Origin of the sequence: Halorubrum rarum (genome assembly GCF_048380895.1) — an archaeon.
Lineage (GTDB): Archaea > Halobacteriota > Halobacteria > Halobacteriales > Haloferacaceae > Halorubrum.
Genome location: NZ_JBLWMN010000016.1, coordinates 24605 through 45541 on the forward strand (window position 1 = coordinate 24605; position 20937 = coordinate 45541).

Sequence of the window (20937 nt, forward strand, 5' to 3'; positions counted from 1 at the left end):
GTTTACTCCGTGAGTGTGAGCGAGCCGAGGGTCGCGAACAGAGCCTCCTCCGTTCGGACTACCTCGCTGCCCTGTGCCGGGATCGTGTTCAGCCAGAGGTCGAACCCCGGATCGGGTTCGACTGGACGGCCGTCGGCGACGGCAGCCCGGAGTTCCTCGGGTGTACACCCAAGCATGTCCGGAAGTCCTCGACCGGGCGCACCGAAGGCGACGGTGTAGCCGCCTGCCTCCCGTGCGTCCGCGACGATCTCGCCGAGCCGCGGGACGGAGAGCGGTTCTCCGTGCCGCGACGTCGCGATGGCGAGTCCGTCGTCGTCGAGCGCTTCCGCGAGGTCCGCGCCCACGACCTGGAACCCCTCCTCGGGCTTCCCGGTGATGCGGGCGCGGACCGGTTCTCTCGAAGAGACCCTGATGGTGACGCGCTCCCCCTGCTCGACCTCCATCTCGGAGGGGACGAGCAGGGAGATCGGGTGTTCCCCCAGCGGGGAATTGACCCGAACGCGGCCTTCAGGTCCGACCTCGGTCACGAGTCCCTGTGTTTTCGACTCCTCCCCGTCTGGGGACGAGCCGGTCCGCCACGGAACGCGGAGCGGGGGAAGTATCCCGACGTACTGGAGCTCGTCGCGTTCGCCCCAGAGGTCCTTTCGGAGCTCCGGCGGCGTCGCGGCGTAGCCCAGCACGGCGTGGACGAACTCCCCACCCCATCGGTTCTCGGCTTCCCGATCGGGGAAGACGACGAGCCGGCGCGCCCGGAAGACCGCCGCCGCGCGGGCGACGTAGCCGAGTTTGCGAGTTGCCTCGCGTTTGTCCTCGGCTTCCCGGACGAGCGAGGACGGCACACATATCGTGAGTCCGTCCTCTGCATCCATCGTGGCGAGACTGTACCCGGAATTCCGGGGGAGCACCTAAAAGGGTAGCGGTCCCGATTTCGGGGTGTGTAGCGTTCACACGCGACCAGACGCCCGTTTTCGCGATGCGATCCCTGTCATCGATCGATGTGGACCGGTCGGCGGCCAACCGGGACGCGATTCGGTCGGCGGATTCGATGTGGGAACGTGACCCGAACCCGCCGACGTTCGGAACGCTTATGTCTCCATCCCGGATTACGTTTACACGCGAAGCACGCACCGGTAGTGTAGTGGTATCACGCAACCTTGCCATGGTTGCAACCCGAGTTCAAATCTCGGCCGGTGCACTCCCTTTGGTCGGTTTCCGGCCTGCTTCCCGTTCGCTCCGCTCACGGGAATCTCGGCCGGTGCATTTCTCGAACGAAGTGAGAGAAATCATCGAGTGATTTTGGCTCTGTTGAAATCCTCTGTATTTGATACACCTGGTTCCGATCGCGGTCAGTACGGACACAGCGGCGATTGAGAGCGGGAGTGGGCGTACCAGATCGGTGGCGCGGGTGTTTATATGTGGAACTGGGGTGTTGCTGCCGGGCGTTTATAAGCAACCTCGGTCGTATCGACGATGAACGCCTGCAAAGCCCCAGCCGCTCGCTTATAAGCGGTCTTACTCGGATCGGCGGTGAACACCTGCAAAGCCCCAGCCGCGACGACTCGCGCGCCTTGCTGCGCGCCGCCCCTCTCCACACAGCCCGGTGCGGTGCTTGCTGCGGCGGACTTCGCCCTCGCGGCTGCCCCTTTGAGTCCCACCCCGCACGGCACCGCAGCCGCACAGCACCCGCACCTCACGCCTCCCCAGCCTCGTCAGGGGCGGTCGCCGGAACCGCTCGGCGACCGCTCCTGACTCCCTCGCACGCGCTCCTCGCGCCCGTTGGGCGCTCGGAGGCGCGCGCCGCCGCATGCGTTTTTTATAAGTAGCCATCGCCGTCGCTCACGGTCGTTTAAATGCCGCATCGCGACCACCGATCTGATTCACGTACTCCCGCTATCGATCACGAAGTACCCTTCAGCGACCGACTGTGTCATGTTTTATTCTGTCTGAGGGATAGGATTTCAACGGAGCCACTGATTTGAATCAGAGAGCGAGCGGAGCGAGCGACCGTGGTTCAAATCTCGGCCGATGCACTCCCTGCGGTCGGTTCCGGCCTGTTTCCCGTTCGCTCCGCTCACGGGAATCTCGGCCGATGCACTTCCGACCGACCTCGCCGGGGTTCGGACGTCTCTCGGTCGAATAACCGACACAAAAGGACCGAACGCCGACGCGTTCACCGTGACGGGTGGTCGATCGGTCGCCTAAGCCAGTCGTCGAAGTCCACGTCACCGGCTATCGAGTCGCCCTTCCCGACGACGCGTCCCGCGGGATTCGTCCGGCCGTCGGAGCCGCCCGGCCCGCTCGCGTGTCCCCACCAGTTCCCGGCCGCGTCGAGTTCGTCGTTCGACTCGGCGTTCAGGACGCCGATTTCGTTGCTCTCGATGTCGTTGTTTCGGATGGAGATCCCGTCGATGCCCTCGACTTCACCGAACGCGTCGTCGACGTGGACCCCGATGCCGTTGTCCCGGATCCGATTCCCCTCGAAGGAGGCGTCGAACGGTCCGGCGTACTGCACGACCACTCCGGCCACCTGCTCGTTCTCGAACGTCGATCCGGTCACGCTGGTCCCGAGGAGACTCTCTCCAGACGGTGCCCACAGGGCGAGGCCGCCCCAGCCGTTCGATCCGGTACGTGCGTTCTCGATGGTGGCACCCTCCAGGTCTCTGAGTGCGATCCCCATGCCGCCGTCGTTGTTCCGGGAGACGACGTCGGTCAGCGTCGGATCGTCCGTCTTGTTCAGATCGATCCCGGTTCGTCCGTTGTTCGTCGCGTGAACGTCTCGAAGGGAGAGATCGCTGGCGAACTGGAGCTTGAGTCCGTATCCACCGGCACCATCGAGCGTGAACCCCTCGAGTGTGACGCCGTCTCCCTCGACCGTTATCCCCCTCCCGCCGGATTGACTCTCGATGGTCGTCTCCCCGCTCCCGACACCGCGGAGCGTGAGGTCATCCTGTCCGATGACGAGCGCCGGCTCCGAGAAGCTCCCGGACGCGACGGCGACCGTATCCCCGGAATCGGCGGCGGCGAGCCCGTCCGCAACGGTCGGTTCGTCTCCCGGGACCTCGATCGTTGTCTGGGCCGCTGACGTACCCGCGAGTACGCTCCCCGCCATCACGGATCCACCGATCGTTTTCAACACTGTACGTCGCCCGTGTCTACCGTCAGTCCCGTTCATGGGTTTCAGTACCCCCTCAGAGGCGCGCGGTGCGTACTCCATCGAGGTACATTGTTATACGGGACACACGTGAACCGGACCGGAGGTAGGCCGATCCACGACCGGACACCCTGTTTGCTAATCGTTGCCAAACACCGCTCGACGCGATCGGACTCCCGGCTCGACTTCCGGCCGGTAGGATCGGTGTGTTCCGGATCGAGAGCCGTTCGACCTGCTGAACCGTCCCCGACTCACAAACCGATCATCGATCGGATCGTCTTCGCGTAGAGCCCTGGTGCCTTCCGGCGGGAGCCGTCGAGCGCGCGCTCGACCGTACGGGCGGCGTCGTCGAGGACGCCCACCCCGTGACCGACGAGGACGCGCTCCGGGTTCAGCCCGGAGAGCGTCTCGCGCGGCGGAGTGAGTCGGAGCATCGGGTGAACGCCGAGCCGCTCGCGGTCGCCGCGGAAGTAGGCGGCGGAGCCGAGCGACTCGGGGACGACGAGGGTCTCCCCGTCGTACAGTCCGACCTCCTGCCACGGCGGGATCGCGGAGTTCCGGATCCGGATCGCCTCGAAGCCGGTGTCGGCCAGTCGGCGGCCGAACCGCTCGACCGGCGCGTCCAGCTCCTCGGCGACCCCGGACATCCAGTCGGGGACGTGGACGGCGACGTCGTGACGGGTCGCGATCGCGGCGCAGTCGCGTTTGTGCCGGTCGAGCGCGCAGACGACCCCGGCAACCTCGCCGAACTCGGCCAGCAGGTCGTCGACGCCGGGCGCGTCGACCGGATCGATCACCCACACCTCGTCCGTCTCCCCCTCCTCGTCGTGCACCGCGAGCGCGTGGCTCGCACGCTCCATCGCCTCCTCCGGGTACGCGATCCAGCCGACGCCGCGCTCGAACCGATCGATCTCGTGGAGGTCCGCCTCGCCGGAACCGTTCATGGCCATGGAATCAGTTCGGGCGGGAACCATTTGAACCCCGGTCAGTCGTACCGTCCGTGACCACCGAACGCCCCCGCGACCGCTACCGATCCAGGCGGTTCGTGTCGATCCCTGTTCCGGGCGGCGTAACGACGAGGAATCCGCGGAAGTGCATCAGTTCGCCGCCCATGTCCTTGATCTCGCGGGCGAACCCCGCGGCGAGTTCGTTGAGGTCGCCGTCGATCGATAACACCAGCGTGTTGCCGTAGTCGACGCTTCGTACCCACTCGTCGGGGTCCGTCGTCCCGTCGAGGACGCCGAGGACGACGTCACCCCCTGCGGCGAACGTCTCGTCCATCCGGTCTTCGGCGTCCCGAAGATCGAGGTCCCAATCGCTCATACCCGGAGCGTCATCCCACGCCGCCAAAAGCGTTCGGTACCGCCGAGTCCCGTCGATCCGCGCCGGTGCCCGAAACACTATCTCCGATGCCGCCGTATCTCCGGCCGAAATGCCGGAATGTCGGAACTGCAGTTCGTTCGTGACGGAACGGTACGTGCGAGTGTTCGCCCCGCCGGGCTACGACGACGTCCGCGTCTGTCCGAGCTGCGAGGACATGGTCCGCGACGGTGCCGGCGTGCGCGAGGCTCGCTCGAAACGCGTCTAACCGATCGTCGCTCGATTGTACTCCGTCGGCTCTCGATTCTCGGATCCGTTAAGTGTGCCCCGACCCCACCGTCTCCCATGGAACGAACGCGACGAGCGGTGCTCGCCGGGCTGAGTGCCGCCGGCGTCGTCGGTGCGGCCGGCTGTCTCGGCGGCGACGACCCCGACACGCCCGAGTACGACTGTGACGCCGACCCGGCATCGCCCGACCTCGACTACAGGCCCGTCATCGGCGATCCGGATTCGGACGTCGTCGTTCGGGCGTTCGAGGACTTCACCTGCGGGGCGTGTGCCAACTACAAGCTCGACGAGTTCCCGGCGATCCGCGAGGCACACATCGACACCGGCGAGATCCGGTACGAGCACTGGGACTTCCCGATCCCCGTCGACGAGGACTGGGCGGTCCCCGTCGCGAGCGCGGCCCGCGGCGTCGGTGCCAGAGCGGGCGACGAGGCCTTCTTCGCGTTCGCGTCGGCGGTGTACGAGTTCCACGGGAGCTACAGCCTCGACGCGATCGGATCCGCGGCCGAGGAGGCCGGTTCGGACCCGTGTGCCGCGATCGCGGACGCGGAGGCCGAATCGTACGAGGCCACCCTCATGAGCGATCGCGGCGAGGGAGCGGACCTGGACCTCCAGGCGACGCCGACGGTGTACGTGAACGGCGACTCCGTCGACCCGACCGCGGACGCCGTTTCGGACGCGATCGAGGCGGCGCGGTCGTAGACGGAGGATCCGAGGCGGCGCGATCGGAGCCCTGTCGTCGGAGCGGACGGAGCGGAGACGGAGCGCGGACCTTTTGAGGGATCACGTCCCGAGTTCATACGATGACACGGGATGACCGGCGGGATCGACGGCGGTTGGGAGCGGTCGTCCTCGCGGTACTGGTCTCGCAGGTCCTTCTGTACCCGGGCGTTCCCGGTCTGGTCGTCGCGCTCGGTGCGCCGGCGGGAATCGACGCCGGGATGTGGTTTCTCGTCGCCGAGTTCGCCGCGTTCGTCGCCTTCGCGGTCGTCTGGGGAGCCGCCAGCGACGCGCTCGGCCGACGGGTCCCCCTCGTGGTGATCGGCGCGGTCGGCGGGGCCTGCTCGTACCTCGTGCTCGCCGCGGTCCCCGCGCTCGGCGGCGGGTTCGAGGCCGCTCTCGCCGTCCGCGTCGTCGGCGGCGCGTTCACGATCGGCGCGTTCTCGCTCGGGATCACGCTACTGATGGACCTCGGCGGCGGGAACGGACGAAACATGGGCGCGGCGGGAGTCGCCATCGGTCTCGGAGCCGCGGTCGGGTCGACGGTCGGCGGCGTCCTCGCCGATCTGGACCCGTTCTATCCCGTTTATGCGGGGGCGATCGTGTTGGGGTCGGCCGGACTGCTCGCGCTCGGCGTCGACGAGCGACTCGCCTCCCGTTCCGACGAGGACGCGACGTCGTCCGAGTCCCACGCGAGCGAAGACGTCGGGGTCCGTGCAGTGCTCGCTCGGATCCGATCGACGCCGACGCTGCTCGTCCCGTTCGCGTTCGGGTTCGTGGACCGATTGACGGCCGGGTTTCTGTCGCTGGTCGGCGTGTACTACTTTCAAGACCCCGCGACGTTCGGGCTCTCGGCGGCGGGTGCCGGAGCGACGCTCGGGCTGTTTTTCGTGCCGTTTGCCGTGCTACAGGCCCCGCTCGGTGCGCTTTCGGACCGGATCGGACGGTTCTACCCGATCGTGCTCGGCTCGGTCGCGTACGGCGTGGTCATCGCCGGCGTCGGCGTCGCACCGGTGTATCCGGTCGCGGCCGCGTTGATGGTTCTCGTCGGCGTATGCGGCGCGCTGATCGCACCGGCGACGATGGCGCTCGTCACGGACCTCGTCGACCGCGAGGCGCGGGGTGCCGCCATGGGGCTGTTCAACGTGTTTGGCTCGCTCGGCTTTCTCACCGGCTTCCTCGTCGGCGGCGCGACGACCGGGACGCTCGGCTACCGACCCGCGTTCCTCGCCGTCGGAGGGATGGAACTCGTGATCGCGATGCTCCTGTTGCCGGTCGTGTACCGGATCGCGCCGCGCGTCGAGTCGATGAAACGGTTCGACGCCGAGCGGTCGTGAGTCGTGCCGTCAATCGGATGATCGGCCCGCTCGGGCGCAACGCTTGAGTCGCTGGCACACACAGCGGTACCCATGCGATTCGATCGCTCCGGCGGCGTGTTCTGTCACGTCACCTCGCTGCCGGGCCCACACGGGATCGGCGACCTCGGGAACGGCGCACGCGAGTTCCTCTCGTTCCTCGGTGACGCCGACGTCGACCTCTGGCAGATCTGTCCGATCGGACCGACCATCGGGGCCGCCGGCGACTCCCCGTACCAGTCACCGTCGGCGTTCGCCGGCAACCCGCTCCTGATCAGTCTCGATCGGCTCGTCGCGGAGGACGCGCTCCGCGAGGAAGAGCTCGAACCGGTCCCCGACTTCCCCGAGGACCGCGTCGACTACGAGCGCGTTCGGGAGTACAAGCTCCCGCTGCTCCGGACCGCGTTCGAGCGGTTCGACGAGCACGCGACTGCGGACGCGCGAGCGGACCTCGACGCGTTCCGCGAGCGGGAGCCGTGGCTCGCCGACTACGCGCTGTTCCGCGCACTCTCGGCGGCGCGTCCCGAGGACGTCTGGACGGAGTGGCCCGACTCGCTTCGGACCCGGGAGGCGGACGCCCTCGCCGCGGCGCGAGCGGAGCACGCCGAGGAGATCCGATACCACGAGTTCGTCCAGTGGACGTTCGACCGGCAGTGGCGGGACCTCCGGTCTGCCGCCGCCGACAACGACGTGTCGATCGTCGGCGACGTCCCCATCTACGTCGCGCTCGACTCCGCGGACGTGTGGGCGAGCCCGGAGGTGTTCCGGCTGGACGCCGACAACCGTCCGACGGCGGTCGCGGGCGTTCCGCCGAACCCCGGCGACGACGGACAGCGATGGGGGAACCCCCTGTACGACTGGGAGAGCCTCGCCGAGCGCGACTACGACTGGTGGCTCGCGCGGTTCCGCCGGCTGTTCGATCTCGCTGACGTCGCGCGGCTCGATCACTTCCTCGGGTTCGTGCGCTACTGGGCGATCCCGGCCGACGTCGACGACCCCGGCGCGGGCGAGTGGCGCGACGGCCCCGGGCGAGAGCTGTTCGAAACCGTCGAGCGCGAGCTGGGCCGTGCGCCCTTCATCGCCGAGGATCTCGGCTTCGAGGACCGACGTATGGACGAGATCGCACGCGAGTTCGGCTTCCCCGGCATGCGCGTCCCGCAGTATGCCGACTGGTGTCAGGAGGGTAACGAATACCAGCCGATGCACTACCCGGAGTCGGTCGTCGGCTACACGTCGACACACGACACCGACACGTGGGTCGGCTACTACGCGACCCTCCCGGAGCGACAGCGCGACTGTCTCCGCTACAACCTGGGCGTCGACGACGAGGACGCGATCGAATGGGAGATCATCGACGCCGTCTGGAGCTCGGAGGCGATCATCGCGATGGCGACGGCACAGGACCTGCTCGGACTCGGTAGCGACGCCCGCCTGAACGAACCGGGAACGCTCGGCGGGAACTGGGAGTGGCGAGTCACTCGGGAGGCGCTCGAGTCGGACGTCGCCGACCGACTCCGGGAGCTGGGCGAGTTCCACGTTCGGTGACCCCTGCGGCCAGAACTGCCGCCCTTCGCGGATTCAAGTACTCCGAGACGGGAGGGGGAGTATGGTAGATCCGACCTCCGATCTCGGAGAGGACGTCGACGAGGAGTCCGCACCGCGGTGCGCGACCTGTGGGGAGCCAGTGTTAGGGACCGGCCATCGAACGGTCACGTGGATCGTCGGCGATCACGCCGAACACCGGCACTTCTGCGACCAGGAGTGCCGTGACGGCTGGGACGACGAACGACCGACCGGCAACTGACGATTCCGTCCGCGACCCGTCCGTCGGATCCGCGACCGCGTCCCGGGAGGCTTTTTCACCCCCGCGGTGGTAGCAGTACGCATGATATCACTCGACGAGGCCGTGACGGCCCGACTGGAGTCGCACGGCGAGCGGTTCGAGGTCCTGATCGACCCCGACGCCGCGCTCGCGATGAAACGCGGAGAGTTCGACGGCGACCTGTCGGACGTTATCGCCGCCGAAGACGTCTTCGAGAACGCCTCCCGCGGCGATCGCCCGGCCGAGGAGGACCTCGAAACCGTCTTCGGGACCACCGATCCGATGGAGATAATCCCGCGGGTCGTCACGGACGGCGAGATACAGATCACCGCCGAGCAGCGCGAGGAGATGCAGGCACAGAAACGCAGGAAGCTCATCACCACGATCACGCGGAACGCGGTCAACCCGCAGATGGACGACTCGCCGCACCCGCCCGAGCGCATCGAGCGCGCCTTAGAGGAGGCGGGGTTCCAGGTGGATCCGATGGAGCCGGTCGAGAACCAGATCGACGACGCGCTCGAGGCGCTCCGGCCCGTCATCCCGATCCGGTTCGAGGAGGTGACGATGGCGGTCCAGCTCCCCGCCGACTACGCCGGTCCGGGACAGGCGAAAGTGAGGGAGTTCGGCGATCTCGAACGGGAGGAGTGGCAAAACGACGGTTCGTGGGTCGGAGTGCTCACCTTCCCCGCCGGGCTCCAAAACGAACTGTACGACCTCGTCAACGAGGTTACCTCCGGAGAGGGAAACGTTCGCGTGATCAAGGACAAAGACGAGTTGAGTACGCGGTAGCCGCGCCAACAGCGCGACGGACGCCTCGTCGAACACCGATTGACTCGCTTCGCTCGGCTCTCGAGGTCGATCCGTCTCAAGCCGGATCGAACAGCGTCTCGCCTTCGACCATGTGCTCCTCGACGGCGTCCATATCGAGCGTGACGCCGAGTCCCGGCGTTTCGGGGATCTCGATGTACCCCTCCTCGATGACGTCCTCCTCGACGAGGTCCTCCCACCAGCCGAGCTCGTAGGAGTGGTACTCGACGGCCAGCGAGTTCGGGATCGACGCCCCGACGTGGGCGGCCGCCATCGTCGCGACCGGCGAGGAGACGTTGTGCATCGCGACCGGCACGTAGTACTGGTTGGCGACGTCGGCGATCTTCCGCGTCTCGCGCATCCCGCCGACCTTCGGCAGGTCGGGCGCGATGATATCGACGGCCTGATTCTCGATGAGCCGACGCTCTTCGGTCACTCGATAGCGGTTCTCACCGACCGCGATCGGCGTGACCGTGGACTTGGTGACCGCCTCTTGCACCTCGAGGTTCTCCGGCGGAACGGGGTCCTCGAGCCACCAGACGTCGTACTCCTCGATGGCGTTCGCGAGGCGCTTCGCGGAGCCGCCGGAGAACGTCCAGTGACAGTCGAAGGCGACGTCCGCCTCGTCTTTCACGCGCTCGGTGACCTGCTCGACGATCTCCGCCTTGTGCCGGATCTCACCGGGACGGAGGTGGCGGTTCGCGCGGTCCTTCTCGAGGCCCGACGGCACGTCCAAGTCGAACTTCAACGCGTCGTAGCCGAGCTCGTGGACGACGCGCTCGGCCTCGTCGGCACACGCCTCGGGGTCCGCTTCCGCCTCGGTGTGGCAGTCGCAGTAGACGCGCATCCGATCGCGATACTTCCCACCGAGCAGCTGATAGGCGGGGACCTCGAGTATCTTGCCCGCGAGATCGTGGAGAGCGACTTCGATGCCGGAGATGGCGGTGACGGTGACGCCCTCGACGGAGCCCTCTCCGGACATCTTCTGGATCAGGTGCTCGTACAGTCGGTCGATGTCGAGCGGGTTCTCGCCGACGACGAACGGCTTCATGCGCTCGATCAGCTCGGGCACGCCAGCCCCCCAGTACGCCTCCCCGGTGCCGACGACGCCGGCGTCAGTGTACACGCGAACCAGCGTCCACGGGAAGTTCCCGTCGATCATCGTCGTCTGTACGTCCGTGATCGCCACGTCGCGCGTCCCGCCACGCGCGTTCGTCACGCCCATCGTCTCGCTCGACAGCTCCCGCATCGTGTACTCCGCGTTGGGATCGTGTAACGACTCGTAGTTCCGGCTCATGGACCATGATTAATTCGTACCCCAGTAAATCTTTATGCTCCCGCCACACCCGGGCGTCGATCGACGTACCACGGAGTGGCGTATCGCGGAGTGGCGAGTCGCATCAGCCACCGTGCTCGGCGACATCTTCGGGTTCGGTGCCGTCGCCGCGATCGATCGACTCGCCGCCGGGGTCCGCCGACCGAGAGACCAGTCGCCGAAGATGCCTTCGGGAGAAAAACGAGGAGGGCTCGTCCATGTGAACGCCGATCTCTCCGGAGAGCGCTCGAAGGCCGACGCGTTGGATCGACTCCGGTAGCGAGTAACACCGCCGAATCGCCGATCCGAGACGGATCTCGGTCGATAGCTCGTCTCGCCACCTCGCCTCGTAGTCGCCCAGCGTCCCGGGATCGGTCGGATCGATCGTTTCGGCGGCGGCGTCCGCGGCCCGCATCCCGTAGAGGATTCCGCCCCCGGTGAACGGCTTCGTCTGCGCCGCCGCGTCGCCGATCAGGAAGACGCGCTCGGTCGTCACCGAGTCCGGCGGGCCGATCGGAATCGCGCCCGAGCAGAACCGGTCCGTCTCCACGTCGTACGCGTCCGTGAGCCGATCGAACAGTTCCGTCACGTCGTCGCCCGGCGGCGCGGCGAGGCCGTACTCGACGCCGGCGTCACCCCGCGGGATCCGCCACGCGAAGAAGGTCGGCGCGGTGAGGTGGACGTCGACGAAGTCGCCATCGTCGGGTTCGTCGTCGAACGCCAACACGCCGTGGAGCGTCTCCGACGGCTCATCGAGCCCGACCGCCCGTCTGACTCGCGAGGTCGGCCCGTCACAGCCCGCGACCATGCGGGCCTCGACCGACTCGGTTCCGCCGCCGTCGACGCTCACCTCGACGATCACGCGGTCGTCTCGCTCGTCGACACCGACGACGGTGTGTCCCTCCCGGACGTCCGCGCCGGCGTCCCGAGCGCAGTCCGCGAGGGTCCGGTCGAGTTCGACTCGGTCGATCACGTTCGACACCGCCTCGTCCTTGTAAAACGGGTACGAGCGTGAGCCGGGTCCGCCGACGTGGAACCGCGCGCCGTACACTCTGTTCTGGAACAGCCGGTCCCGCGCGTCGTCGGGGACGTACTCCCAGAGGTCCGTCGAGACGTGTCCGGAGCAGGCGAGCGGCTCCCCGACCGACCCCTTCTCGAGGGCGACGACGTCGTACCCGGTCTCCGCGGCCCGGCGCGCGAATCGGGAGCCGGGCGGTCCGGCACCGACGACGACGAAGTCGTGCATACACGTCACCAGCGTGTCAGCCTATATAAACGCCCCAGTCGATACGCGCCCCGCTCAGCGGTCGGTCAGCCACGCGATCGCGTCGTCGAGGTCGACGGTCGGGGGCGAACAGGTGAATCCCTCGCAGGCGTACACCGTCGGCTCACCGTCGACCGCGTCACGGTCCGCCCAGATCGGAGGCGCTTCCGAGAGGCCGAGCAGGTCTAGCCACTCACCGAGACCGTCGGCCGCGGGCGGCCGTCGAGCGACGATCGCACCGGGGAGGTACGTGTCCGCGAGCGTCTCCGTCCACGTCTCGGGGAGGTCGTCGGCAGCGATCGTCAGTTCGATGCCGCCGGTCTCGATACGCTCGGCCGCCCGCACGAGCGAGACGTGTTCGAGCGGGCTCGCACGGAGTCGATCGGCGTGGGTCGAAAGCACCGCCTCCGCGGTCTCCCGGTATCGTCGGTCGGTCCGGAACCCGTCGAGGATCGCGAGCGTTTCGACGGCGATCCCGAGACTCGACGGGGTCGATCGATCGGTGAACTCCTGTGGCCGCGCGAACAGGTGGTCGTCCGCGCCGGTCGATGACTCCGACGTCCCTCCGGCGTTCGGGTCGCGAGTGAAGTAGATCGTGTCGTCGTCCGGATCGTGGAACGCGTCCAGCAGCGCATCGGCCAGTTCGAGCGCGAACTTCAGCGGCTCCGGATCGCCGGTGACGGCGTACACGTCGAACGCCGCCCGCGCGAGGAACGCGTAGTCGTCGAGATATCCCGGACCGCCCACGTCGCCGTCGAGCCACCGGCGTGCGAGGGTCCCCGACTCCTCGTCGTACAGTCGATCGCGGCAGAACGAGAGCGCCTCGCGTGCGATATCGGCATACGGCTCGCCGAGCGTTCGCCCGGCCGACGCGAACGCGGAGATCGCACGCCCGTTCCACGCCGCGAGCACCTTCTCGTCGCGGGCCGGACGCGGACGACGCTCGCGCGCCTCGAACAGGTCGACGCGAGCCCCCATCAGTAGCTCGCGGAGCTCCGGACGGGAGAGATCGTACTCGGACTCCAGCGACGACAACGATGTCGCGATCGTCGGCACCGTCGTTCCGCGTTCGAAGTTGCCGCCGGACCGGACGCCGTATCGGCTCCGTACCACGGACGCCGCGGGCTCGTCGAGGACGGCGTCGACCTCCTCGGGCGTCCAGACGTAGAATGCGCCCTCGGTCGGTTCGTCGCCGTCGCTTCGGCTCTCGGGCGGGACGCTCCGTGCGTCCAGCGTACTGAAGAACCCGCCGTCCTCGTGGCGGAGCTCCCGGTCGAGGAACGTGAGCGACTCCGCGGCCACCCGGGCGTACGACGGATCGCCGGTGAGACGATACGCGTCCAGATACGCCACGGGGAGCTCCGCGTTGTCGTACAGCATCTTCTCGAAGTGGGGGATCGTCCAGTCGCGGTCGACGGCGTATCGGTGGAAGCCGCCACCGATCTGGTCGTACATCCCGCCGGACGCCATTCCGTCGAGCGTGCCCGTCGCGGCGCTCGCGAGCGCATCGCGGCCGGTCCGTGAGTACGCCCGCATCAGCAGGTCGATCCGTCCCGGCATGGGAAACTTCGGACCGCTCCTCCCGAAGCCGCCGTGCCCCTCGTCGTAGCCGCGAACCGCGGCCGCAGCCGCCTCGTCGAGGACGCCGTCACCCGGCGGGCTCGTGCTCGGCTCGTCCGGCAGCGACTCCAGTTCGTCCCGAGCGCTCTCGACCCACTGTTCGGCCCGTCGCTCCATCTCCGCTCGCTGCTCCGGGTCGCTCCACGAGTCGGCGATCCGCCGGCACAGATCGAGGAAGCCGGGGTGGTTCCCGCGCGGCTCCGGCGGGAAGTACGTCCCGACGTAGAACGGCTTCCCCTCCGGAGTACACCACGCGGAGAGCGGCCACCCGCCGCCACCGCTGACGAGCTGGCAGACGGTCATGAACGTGCTGTCGACGTCCGGCCGCTCCTCGCGGTCGACCTTGATCGGGACGAACGAGGCGTTGAGGACGTCGGCGACGGCGTCGTCCGCGAAGCTCTCCTCCGCCATGACGTGACACCAGTGACACGACGAGTAGCCGATGGAGACGAACACCGGGACGTCGTGTGTGCGGGCACGCTCGAACGCGTCGTCGCCCCACGGCTGCCAGTTCACCGGGTTGTCCGCGTGTTGGCGGAGGTACGGGCTGGCCTCCTCGCTCAGACGGTTCCGCTCGGTCGGCTGTGACATACCTCCGGTTGACCGGCACGCCTCAAAAACCCCGTCACACCGGACGTCGCCGTCGGCGATCGCTGCCCGGAAGACCCCACGAACGTGTGTATGTGAGTTCGATCGGAAGGGAAGACTTACACTTCCGTGCGGATACCCGTCGACCGTATGACGGAGACCGTGCTCCTGGTCGGCGGCGGCGGACGCGAACACGCGATCGCCAGAGCGCTCGCGGACGACTGTGACCTGTACGCCTGTGCGAGCAACCGGAACCCGGGTATCACCGACCTCGCGACGGAGTTCGCCGTCGTGGAGGAGACCGACGCCGAGGGCATCGTCGCGTTCGCGGCGGATGTCGGCGCGGACCTCGCGGTGATCGGTCCGGAGTCGGCGCTTGCCGCGGGGGTCGCGGACGCCCTTGACGACGCCGGCGTGTACACGTTCGGCCCGCGGAAGGCCGAGGCGCGGTTGGAGACGGACAAGGCGTACCAGCGACGTTTCATGCGGGAGGAGTCGATCCCGGGCTGCCCGGACTTCGAGGTGTTCGACGATATCGACTCGGCGTGTGCGTACATCGACGAGTACGACGGTGATCTCGCCGTGAAGCCCGCCGGGCTGACGGGCGGGAAGGGCGTGAAAGTGATCGGCGATCAGGTCACGCCAGCGGAGGCGAAGGCGTACCTTCGAGACGCCGAGTACGAGCGGGTCGTGTTGGAGGAACGGCTGGTCGGCGAGGAGTTCACGATCCAGGCGTTCGTCGCGAACGGCGAGTTCCGGACGACGCCGGCCGTACAGGACCACAAGCGCGCCTACGAGGGCGACGAGGGGCCGAACACCGGCGGGATGGGGTCGTACACGGACACCGGCCTCTCGCTCCCGTTCATGAACGAGGGCGACTACGAGGGGGCCGTCGAGGTGCTGGCGGCGGTCGTCGACGCGCTCCCCGAGTATACGGGAGTGCTCTACGGCCAGTTCATGTTGACCGCCGAGGGACCGAAGGTCGTCGAGTTCAACGCCCGGTTCGGTGACCCCGAAGCGATGAACACGCTTCCCGTGCTGGAGACGCCGTTCGTCGACGTGTTGACGGCCGCTCGTGACGGCGAGACGCTCCCGGAGCTCGACTTCTCGGGCGAGGCGACCGTCTGCAAGTACGCCGTTCCGGACGGGTACCCGACGGACCCGGACGCCGGGGCGCGGATCGCGGTCGACGAGGAGAGCGTCGGGGATGCGCTCCTGTTTTACGCGAGCGTGGACGCTCGTGAGGACGGACTGTACACGACGACGTCGCGGGCGTTCGCCGTCGTCGGCCGTGGCGACTCCATCGCGGCCGCCGAGGCGGAGGCGGAGGCGGCGCTGGCGGCGGCGGGCGACCGCGTACGGATCCGTCACGACATCGGGCGATCCGAGCTCGTGGAGAGTCGGATCGAGCATATGGACGAGCTACGGCGGCAGTAGCGAACCGGCAGACTGACCGCAGTGTGGCGAACAGGCGGTCCGGCGTCGTCGTCCTCGCGGCGGCTGACCGCACACCCGTCCCGACCGGCCGCGAGCGCTCCGTCAGGTCACGGCGGTTCTGGTCGCGGTATCCCTTGTAAACCCTCGTGGGTCCGTTTATAAGCGATCGGTGCGAAGCGAGTGACGTGACCGACGAACGCGACGCCGATGACGGGACCACCCGTCGAAACCGACTGGATCGTCACGCGACTCCCGGTCCCCGGAACTCGCTGTGGTCGTGGCCGGATGCGAAGTCGCCGCTTGCGGTCGTTCGAAACTACCTCGTGATCGTGCTGGTACGGATAACCCCGAGTCTCCGCGTGAAGAACTGGCTGCTTCGGCGGCTCGGCGCGACCGTCGGCACCGGCGTCGCCTGGGGCTTGGAGTCGACGCCGGACGTGTTCTGGCCGGAGCGGATCACGGTCGGCGACGACGCGATCATCGGATACGACGCCACCCTCCTGTGTCACGAGTTCCTCCACGAGGAGTACCGGCTCGGCGAGGTCGTCGTCGAGGAGCGTGCGATGATCGGTGCGGGCGCGGTCGTGTTGCCGGGCGTGACGATCGGCGAGGGGGCGCAGGTCGCCGCCAACTCGCTCGTCGCTGCGGACGTGCCACCGAACACGACCGTCGCGGGCGTCCCAGCGGAGGTCGTTTCCGAAGCGGCCCTGCCTGAAGCGGACGCCTCCGATCGGAGGGACGGATCGGACGGCGGTCAGGAGGGGTCTACTCGGTCGCCGTGAGCGAGAGCGGCGGCAGCCCGTCCTCGATCTCCTCGCGGCGGTTCTCTGACCACTCGGGAAGCACGAGCCGTTCGCCGAGCGAGTCGCGGGGCTCGTCGACGTCGTAGCCCGGCTCCTTTGTGGCGAACTCGAAGAGGACGCCGCCGTGGGTGCGGACGTACACCGACCGGAACCACTTGCGGTCGATGACCTCGCTCGGACGGAGGCCGTGCTCGCGCAACAGCTCTCGCCACGCGGCCTGCTCGTCGTCGGTCACCCGGTACGCGACGTGGTGAACGGTGCCGGCACCGGGCGATCCCTGCGGTGTCGACGGATCGGTGACGACGTCGACGACGAACCCTCGATCCCCGGTCGACTCGAACCGTCGCCGACCGGCGGACTCGTCGTCCTCGGTCGCCTCGTACCCCATCGCTTCGAGCAGCCGGACGGTCGGATCGGGGTCGACGAGCGCCAGTTCAACGGCGAAGAACCCGCGGATCGCACGCTCCTCCGGAACGGGGCCTGCCGGCGGCTCGCCCGCGGGCGCGTCCGCCCGAGCGACCAGCTCCAAGGGGAGTCCGTCGGGGTCCTCGAAGGCGATCACCTCGTCGCCGAACCGCTCGAAACGGTTCGTCCCGATGGCGCGGCTCTCCAGCCGGTCGACCCAGTAGTCGACGGCGTCGTCCGGGATCACGAACGACACCGTCGTCGCCTGTCCCGTTCCGACGCGTCCGGACCGTGCGTCGGTGTACGGGAAGAAGGTCATGCTCGTCCCGGGCGTCCCGGCGTCGTCCGCGTAAAACAGGTGATACACCCCGACGTCGTCCTGATTGACGCTCCGCTTGACGAGTCGGAGCCCGAGCGTCTCGGTGTAGAAGGCGTGGTTCTCGGAGGGGTCGCTCGCGATGGCGGTGACGTGGTGGATCCCCGGCGTGTGTAGCGTGTCCGTCATACCTCCCGTAGGGACCACGAGTACTTATCGGCTCGCTGACCCGACTGCGACCACCTGACGCGGATGTTACCGCCGCGAAAGTGCCGGTACGTGGCGCTCGTTCGTCAGTCGATCACGTCGATACCGCCCAGCATGCCGACGCTTGCGTGCGGCTCACAGACGTACAGTCCGATCCCGGCGTCGTCGAACGTGTGCTCGAAGGTCGCGTCGGGGTCGTCGACCTGGTCGCCACTGGAGAACTCGAAGTCGGACTCCGCGTCCGACACCACGTTGTGTGCGCCTCCCTCGCCCGTCCACTCCCATCGGACGGTCGTGCCCGAATCGATCCGGATCGCGGGGGGATCGAACGCGAGTCCGTCGCCGCCGCCGCCGACGTCGACGACGACCTCGTCCGAGCCGGTGTGGTCCGCGATGGTGCCGTCGTACAAGCGAGCGTCCGTGAGGAACTCGTCGATCGCGGCGGGCACGTCGTCCGCGCCGTCGTCACCGTCGCCGCCCGCACAGCCGGCGAGCGCGCCGAGCGTTACTGCGCCCCCTGCGAGGACGTACCGCCGTCTCGAGAGTCGGTTTGACATCGATGGATCGTAGGTGCCGAGGACATACAAACCCCGTGGTGGGATCGCTCCGCTCCGGTTGATTCGGGGACTCTCTCGGGTGAATCCGCGGAGCGTGTGGGTCTCGGAGTGCGGCTCCGCCCACGAGTCGGTCGGCGTTTTTAACCGGCCGCGGACCCCGTCTCCGATCGAATGCGGGAGGACGACCTTGCGACGCACGTCGTCGAACACTACGACGCCGTCCACGACGACGCCGAGATCCGGTTGGAGGAGCCGTACGACGCCGAGGGGCGACGCGGACTCGTCGACGTGTACGTCCGAACGCGTGTGCCGGAACGAGTCGACCACGTGATCGAGCTCAAAAGCGACGCCGCGGTCCGCCGCGCGACCGGCGCGAACGAGGTGCTCAGACAGTATCGGCGCATGGAGCGCTACTTCTACGGCGACGACCGGCACGCGATCCGCCCGAAACTCTCCCGGAGCGAGCCGGGCGTCCACCTCCTGTTGTTGTTCGCGCCGACGCCGACCTGTGTCCACCACGTCGCGACCCACCGGTCGCTGTACGGCTCGGTCGACGTCGAGGCGCGCGTCGGCGACGTGACGGCGGTCCGAAAGGTGGCGTTTCTGACCGGACTCGACGGCGATCCGGCCGATCTCGGCTTCCTCTCGGTCAACGCCGACGCGCCGTTCGGCTCTCCGGCGTTCCTGACCGCCGTCCCGGACGACTCGCGACTCGCCGAGAGCGTCCGGCGGGTCGACGACGACGTGATCGGCTTTTGAGTCCGCGGTCGCGTCCCGTACCTGTCGCTCGCTCGTCGGCCGCTTATAAACCGAGCTCTCGGCCGAGCACGACGTGTTGGATCTCGCTCGTTCCCTCGCCGATCTCCATCAGCTTCGCGTCGCGGTAGAACCGCTGCGGGGCGAAGTCGGTGGTGTAGCCGTAGCCGCCCAGCGTCTGGACCGCCTCCTCCGCGACTTCGCGGGCGGCCTCGCTGGCGTCGAGCTTCGCGAGCGCCGACTCCCGAGTGACGCTCTCGCCGGCGTCGTACGTCGTCGCCGCCTTATAGGTGAGCAGTCGCGCCCGCTCCGTCTGTCGGTGCATGTGAACGATCTTGTCGCGGATCGCGTCGAACTTCGCGATCGGCTTACCGAACTGCTCGCGCTCGCCCGCGTACTCCTTGGCGACCTCGTAGGCTCCCTGTGCGAGCCCGACCGACAGCGCCGCGATCGATATCCGACCGCCGTCGAGCGTCTGCATCGTCTGCGTCCACCCCTCGCCCTCCTCGCCGAGCAGGCGGTCCGCCGGGATCCGGACGTCGTCGAGCCGGATCTCGCAGGTCGGCGAGCAGTTGAGCCCCATCTTCTCCCAGACCGTGGTCACCTCGAAGCCGTCGTCGTCCGGGTCGACGATGAACGTCGAGATCCCGCCGTAGCCGGCGTCGGGCTCCGTGACCGCCTTCACGAGAACGCTGTTGGCCACGTTGGCGTTCGTGATGAACTGCTTGGTGCCGTTCAGGACGTACTCGTCCGCGTCGGCGTCGTACTCCGCGGTCGTGTCCATGTTCGACGCGTCCGAGCCGCTGCCCGGCTCCGTGAGCGCCCACGCGCCTATCTCGCCGCCCTCGGCGAGCGGGCGGAGCCACTCCGCTTTCTGCTCGGGGGTGCCGAACAGCTCGATCGGTTTGCTTCCGAGAGAGGTGTGTGCCGCGTACGAGAGGCCGATCCCGCCGGAGACGCGTCCGAGTTCCTCCGTGACGAGGGCGTACATGAGCTGATCGCCCCCGAGCCCGCCGTACTCCTCCGAGACCGGAACGCCCATTACGTCGAGATCGGATAGCTCCGCGAACACCGCCGCCGGGAAGCGGTGGTCGTCCTCGATCTCCTGTGCGATCGGCCGGATCTCCGCCTCACAGAACTCCCTGACGGTGTCCCGGATCATCCGATGTTCCGCGGGCAGCTCGAAGTCCATGGGCAACACTTGCGAGCGGCGGGCATAAACGATACGAACGACCATGAACGATATCGGGACGGAACACGGGGACGTTCCCGGATCGAAGCGATCGAATGGCTCGACCATTTATACGTGGCCAGCACGTCGATCACGGACATGGAACTTCGCCGACTCGTCCGCGGACGGGTGGACTGGCCCGATCTCGAACGGGTCGTTCGCGAGTTGGCGGACAGGTACGATCGCGACGAGTTGCGCGTGCGGTTCCTCGACGCCGACAACTGGCTGTCGACGCCGATGGTCGTCGACGACGACCTGTTCGTGAAGGTGATCACGAAACAGAACACGCTCGTTCACACCCTCTTTACCACCGGACGCAACCTCGGGGCGTTCTCGGCGGGGACGGAGGGCTTTTTCGAGCGGTACGAGACGCCCTTCGAGATGGCGCGCCACGAACTGGAGGCGACCGAGCGGATCCGCGAGCTGGGCGTCAACGCGCCGGAGCCGATCGAGGCGTTCGAGGTCGGCGATCTCGGCGTCGTCGTCTTGGAGTATCTCCCGGAGTTCCGGACGCTCGACGAGCTGGACCGGGAACACGACCGCACGCTCGCGCCGGACCTGTTCGGGACGCTTCGGACGGTCCACGACGCCGGACTCGCACACGGCGATCTCCGGGCGGAGAACGTGTTGATCCGCGACGACGAGATCTACTTCATCGACGCGACGAACGTGAGTGCGGCGGGTCGGGAGGACGCCCGGTCGTACGACCTCGCGAGCGCGCTCGCAGCGCTGGAGCCGCTGATCGGTCCGGCAGCCGCGATCGACGCCGCCCTCGCGAGCTACTCGATCGAGGAGCTGTTGGCCGCGAGCCGGTTTCTCGACTTCGTCGCGATCCGACCGGACCACGAGTTCGACGCCGCCGGACTGAAGGGCGAACTCGGGAAGCGTGCGACCACGGACGTCGATCGGGGGTCGGACTCGACCGGCTCGTCCTGGCCGTAGGACGTTCGATCGCCGTCCAGCAATGGGGGAGTG

General features: G+C 67.8%; 19 protein-coding genes, 1 tRNA gene and 1 pseudogene. 11 read left to right on the forward strand and 10 right to left on the reverse strand.

From position 1 onward, the window contains the following. Positions 1-2: 2 nt before the first annotated feature. Positions 3-869 carry a putative RNA uridine N3 methyltransferase gene (locus tag ACNSN7_RS11920; RefSeq protein ID WP_418282516.1) on the reverse strand — a complete coding sequence of 289 codons (867 nt, stop codon included), beginning with the start codon at positions 867-869 and terminating at the stop codon, positions 3-5. A 255-nt stretch (positions 870-1124) separates the two neighbouring features. Here ACNSN7_RS11920 and ACNSN7_RS11925 point away from each other — a divergent pair. Then, a tRNA-Gly gene (locus ACNSN7_RS11925) sits at positions 1125-1195 on the forward strand. A gap of 975 nt (positions 1196-2170) precedes the next feature. On the opposite strand, the gene ACNSN7_RS11930 is transcribed toward ACNSN7_RS11925, so the two are convergent. From ACNSN7_RS11930 to ACNSN7_RS11940, 3 genes and pseudogenes are all read right to left on the reverse strand, one after another. After that, complete coding sequence (locus ACNSN7_RS11930) at positions 2171-3109, reverse strand: right-handed parallel beta-helix repeat-containing protein (protein ID WP_418282517.1); 939 nt, start codon at positions 3107-3109, stop codon at positions 2171-2173. 293 nt (positions 3110-3402) lie between these two features. Beyond that, positions 3403-4095 carry a hypothetical protein gene (locus ACNSN7_RS11935; protein WP_418282579.1) on the reverse strand — a complete coding sequence of 231 codons (693 nt, stop codon included), beginning with the start codon at positions 4093-4095 and terminating at the stop codon, positions 3403-3405. A gap of 91 nt (positions 4096-4186) precedes the next feature. After that, positions 4187-4474: pseudogene (locus tag ACNSN7_RS11940) on the reverse strand (DUF5779 family protein); the annotation flags it as partial. 109 nt (positions 4475-4583) lie between these two features. On the opposite strand from ACNSN7_RS11940, the gene ACNSN7_RS11945 reads away from it, so the two are divergent. From ACNSN7_RS11945 to ACNSN7_RS11970, 6 genes are all read left to right on the forward strand, one after another. Beyond that, positions 4584-4739 (forward strand): DUF7563 family protein, encoded by a 156-nt coding sequence (locus tag ACNSN7_RS11945; RefSeq protein WP_418282518.1) that lies wholly within the window; start codon positions 4584-4586, stop codon positions 4737-4739. 77 nt (positions 4740-4816) lie between these two features. Next, positions 4817-5461, forward strand: coding sequence for a DsbA family protein (locus ACNSN7_RS11950; RefSeq protein ID WP_418282519.1), 645 nt, complete (start codon positions 4817-4819; stop codon positions 5459-5461). 101 nt (positions 5462-5562) lie between these two features. Then, positions 5563-6816: an MFS transporter gene (locus tag ACNSN7_RS11955; RefSeq protein ID WP_418282520.1), complete on the forward strand. Its 1254-nt coding sequence runs from the start codon at positions 5563-5565 to the stop codon at positions 6814-6816. Positions 6817-6888: 72 nt separating this feature from the next. Beyond that, entirely contained in the window at positions 6889-8379 is a 1491-nt protein-coding gene (malQ, locus tag ACNSN7_RS11960; protein ID WP_418282521.1) for a 4-alpha-glucanotransferase, read from the forward strand. Positions 8380-8440: 61 nt separating this feature from the next. Next, a complete protein-coding gene (locus ACNSN7_RS11965) occupies positions 8441-8638 on the forward strand; it encodes a DUF7576 family protein (protein ID WP_418282522.1) in 198 nt (65 codons plus the stop codon). A gap of 81 nt (positions 8639-8719) precedes the next feature. Continuing rightward, positions 8720-9445 carry a ribosome assembly factor SBDS gene (locus tag ACNSN7_RS11970; protein ID WP_418282523.1) on the forward strand — a complete coding sequence of 242 codons (726 nt, stop codon included), beginning with the start codon at positions 8720-8722 and terminating at the stop codon, positions 9443-9445. A gap of 76 nt (positions 9446-9521) precedes the next feature. Here the strand turns inward: ACNSN7_RS11970 and ACNSN7_RS11975 are convergent, their stop codons facing one another. The 3 genes from ACNSN7_RS11975 to ACNSN7_RS11985 form a co-directional block, all read right to left on the reverse strand. Next, on the reverse strand, positions 9522-10760 hold the full coding sequence (locus ACNSN7_RS11975) for a mandelate racemase/muconate lactonizing enzyme family protein (RefSeq protein WP_418282524.1): 1239 nt from the start codon (positions 10758-10760) through the stop codon (positions 9522-9524). Positions 10761-10863: 103 nt separating this feature from the next. Beyond that, positions 10864-12024 carry a geranylgeranyl reductase family protein gene (locus ACNSN7_RS11980; RefSeq protein ID WP_418282525.1) on the reverse strand — a complete coding sequence of 387 codons (1161 nt, stop codon included), beginning with the start codon at positions 12022-12024 and terminating at the stop codon, positions 10864-10866. Positions 12025-12078: 54 nt separating this feature from the next. After that, complete coding sequence (locus tag ACNSN7_RS11985) at positions 12079-14253, reverse strand: thioredoxin domain-containing protein (protein ID WP_418282526.1); 2175 nt, start codon at positions 14251-14253, stop codon at positions 12079-12081. A 147-nt stretch (positions 14254-14400) separates the two neighbouring features. Between ACNSN7_RS11985 and purD the strand changes: the two genes are divergently transcribed. Together purD and ACNSN7_RS11995 are read left to right on the forward strand one after the other, a co-directional pair. Continuing rightward, positions 14401-15687 carry a phosphoribosylamine--glycine ligase gene (gene purD, locus ACNSN7_RS11990; RefSeq protein ID WP_418282527.1) on the forward strand — a complete coding sequence of 429 codons (1287 nt, stop codon included), beginning with the start codon at positions 14401-14403 and terminating at the stop codon, positions 15685-15687. A 185-nt stretch (positions 15688-15872) separates the two neighbouring features. Further along, positions 15873-16469: an acyltransferase gene (locus tag ACNSN7_RS11995; protein ID WP_418282528.1), complete on the forward strand. Its 597-nt coding sequence runs from the start codon at positions 15873-15875 to the stop codon at positions 16467-16469. Here the strand turns inward: ACNSN7_RS11995 and ACNSN7_RS12000 are convergent. After that, the gene (locus ACNSN7_RS12000) at positions 16453-17400 is read right to left on the reverse strand and encodes a ring-cleaving dioxygenase (protein ID WP_418282529.1); all 948 of its coding nucleotides are present in this window, start codon (positions 17398-17400) and stop codon (positions 16453-16455) included. The two genes, ACNSN7_RS11995 and ACNSN7_RS12000, sit on opposite strands and share 17 nt — an antisense overlap. A 104-nt stretch (positions 17401-17504) precedes the next feature. Further along, entirely contained in the window at positions 17505-17975 is a 471-nt protein-coding gene (locus ACNSN7_RS12005; protein ID WP_418282530.1) for a halocyanin domain-containing protein, read from the reverse strand. A gap of 171 nt (positions 17976-18146) precedes the next feature. Here ACNSN7_RS12005 and ACNSN7_RS12010 point away from each other — a divergent pair, with 171 nt between their 5' ends. After that, positions 18147-18734, forward strand: a complete 588-nt coding sequence (locus tag ACNSN7_RS12010) for a hypothetical protein (RefSeq protein WP_418282531.1) — start codon at positions 18147-18149, stop codon at positions 18732-18734. A 43-nt stretch (positions 18735-18777) separates the two neighbouring features. Here the strand turns inward: ACNSN7_RS12010 and ACNSN7_RS12015 are convergent, their stop codons facing one another. Beyond that, on the reverse strand, positions 18778-19923 hold the full coding sequence (locus tag ACNSN7_RS12015; RefSeq protein WP_418282532.1) for an acyl-CoA dehydrogenase family protein: 1146 nt from the start codon (positions 19921-19923) through the stop codon (positions 18778-18780). A gap of 138 nt (positions 19924-20061) precedes the next feature. On the opposite strand from ACNSN7_RS12015, the gene ACNSN7_RS12020 reads away from it, so the two are divergent. Continuing rightward, positions 20062-20904: an RIO1 family regulatory kinase/ATPase domain-containing protein gene (locus tag ACNSN7_RS12020; protein ID WP_418282533.1), complete on the forward strand. Its 843-nt coding sequence runs from the start codon at positions 20062-20064 to the stop codon at positions 20902-20904. Positions 20905-20937 lie beyond the last annotated feature (33 nt).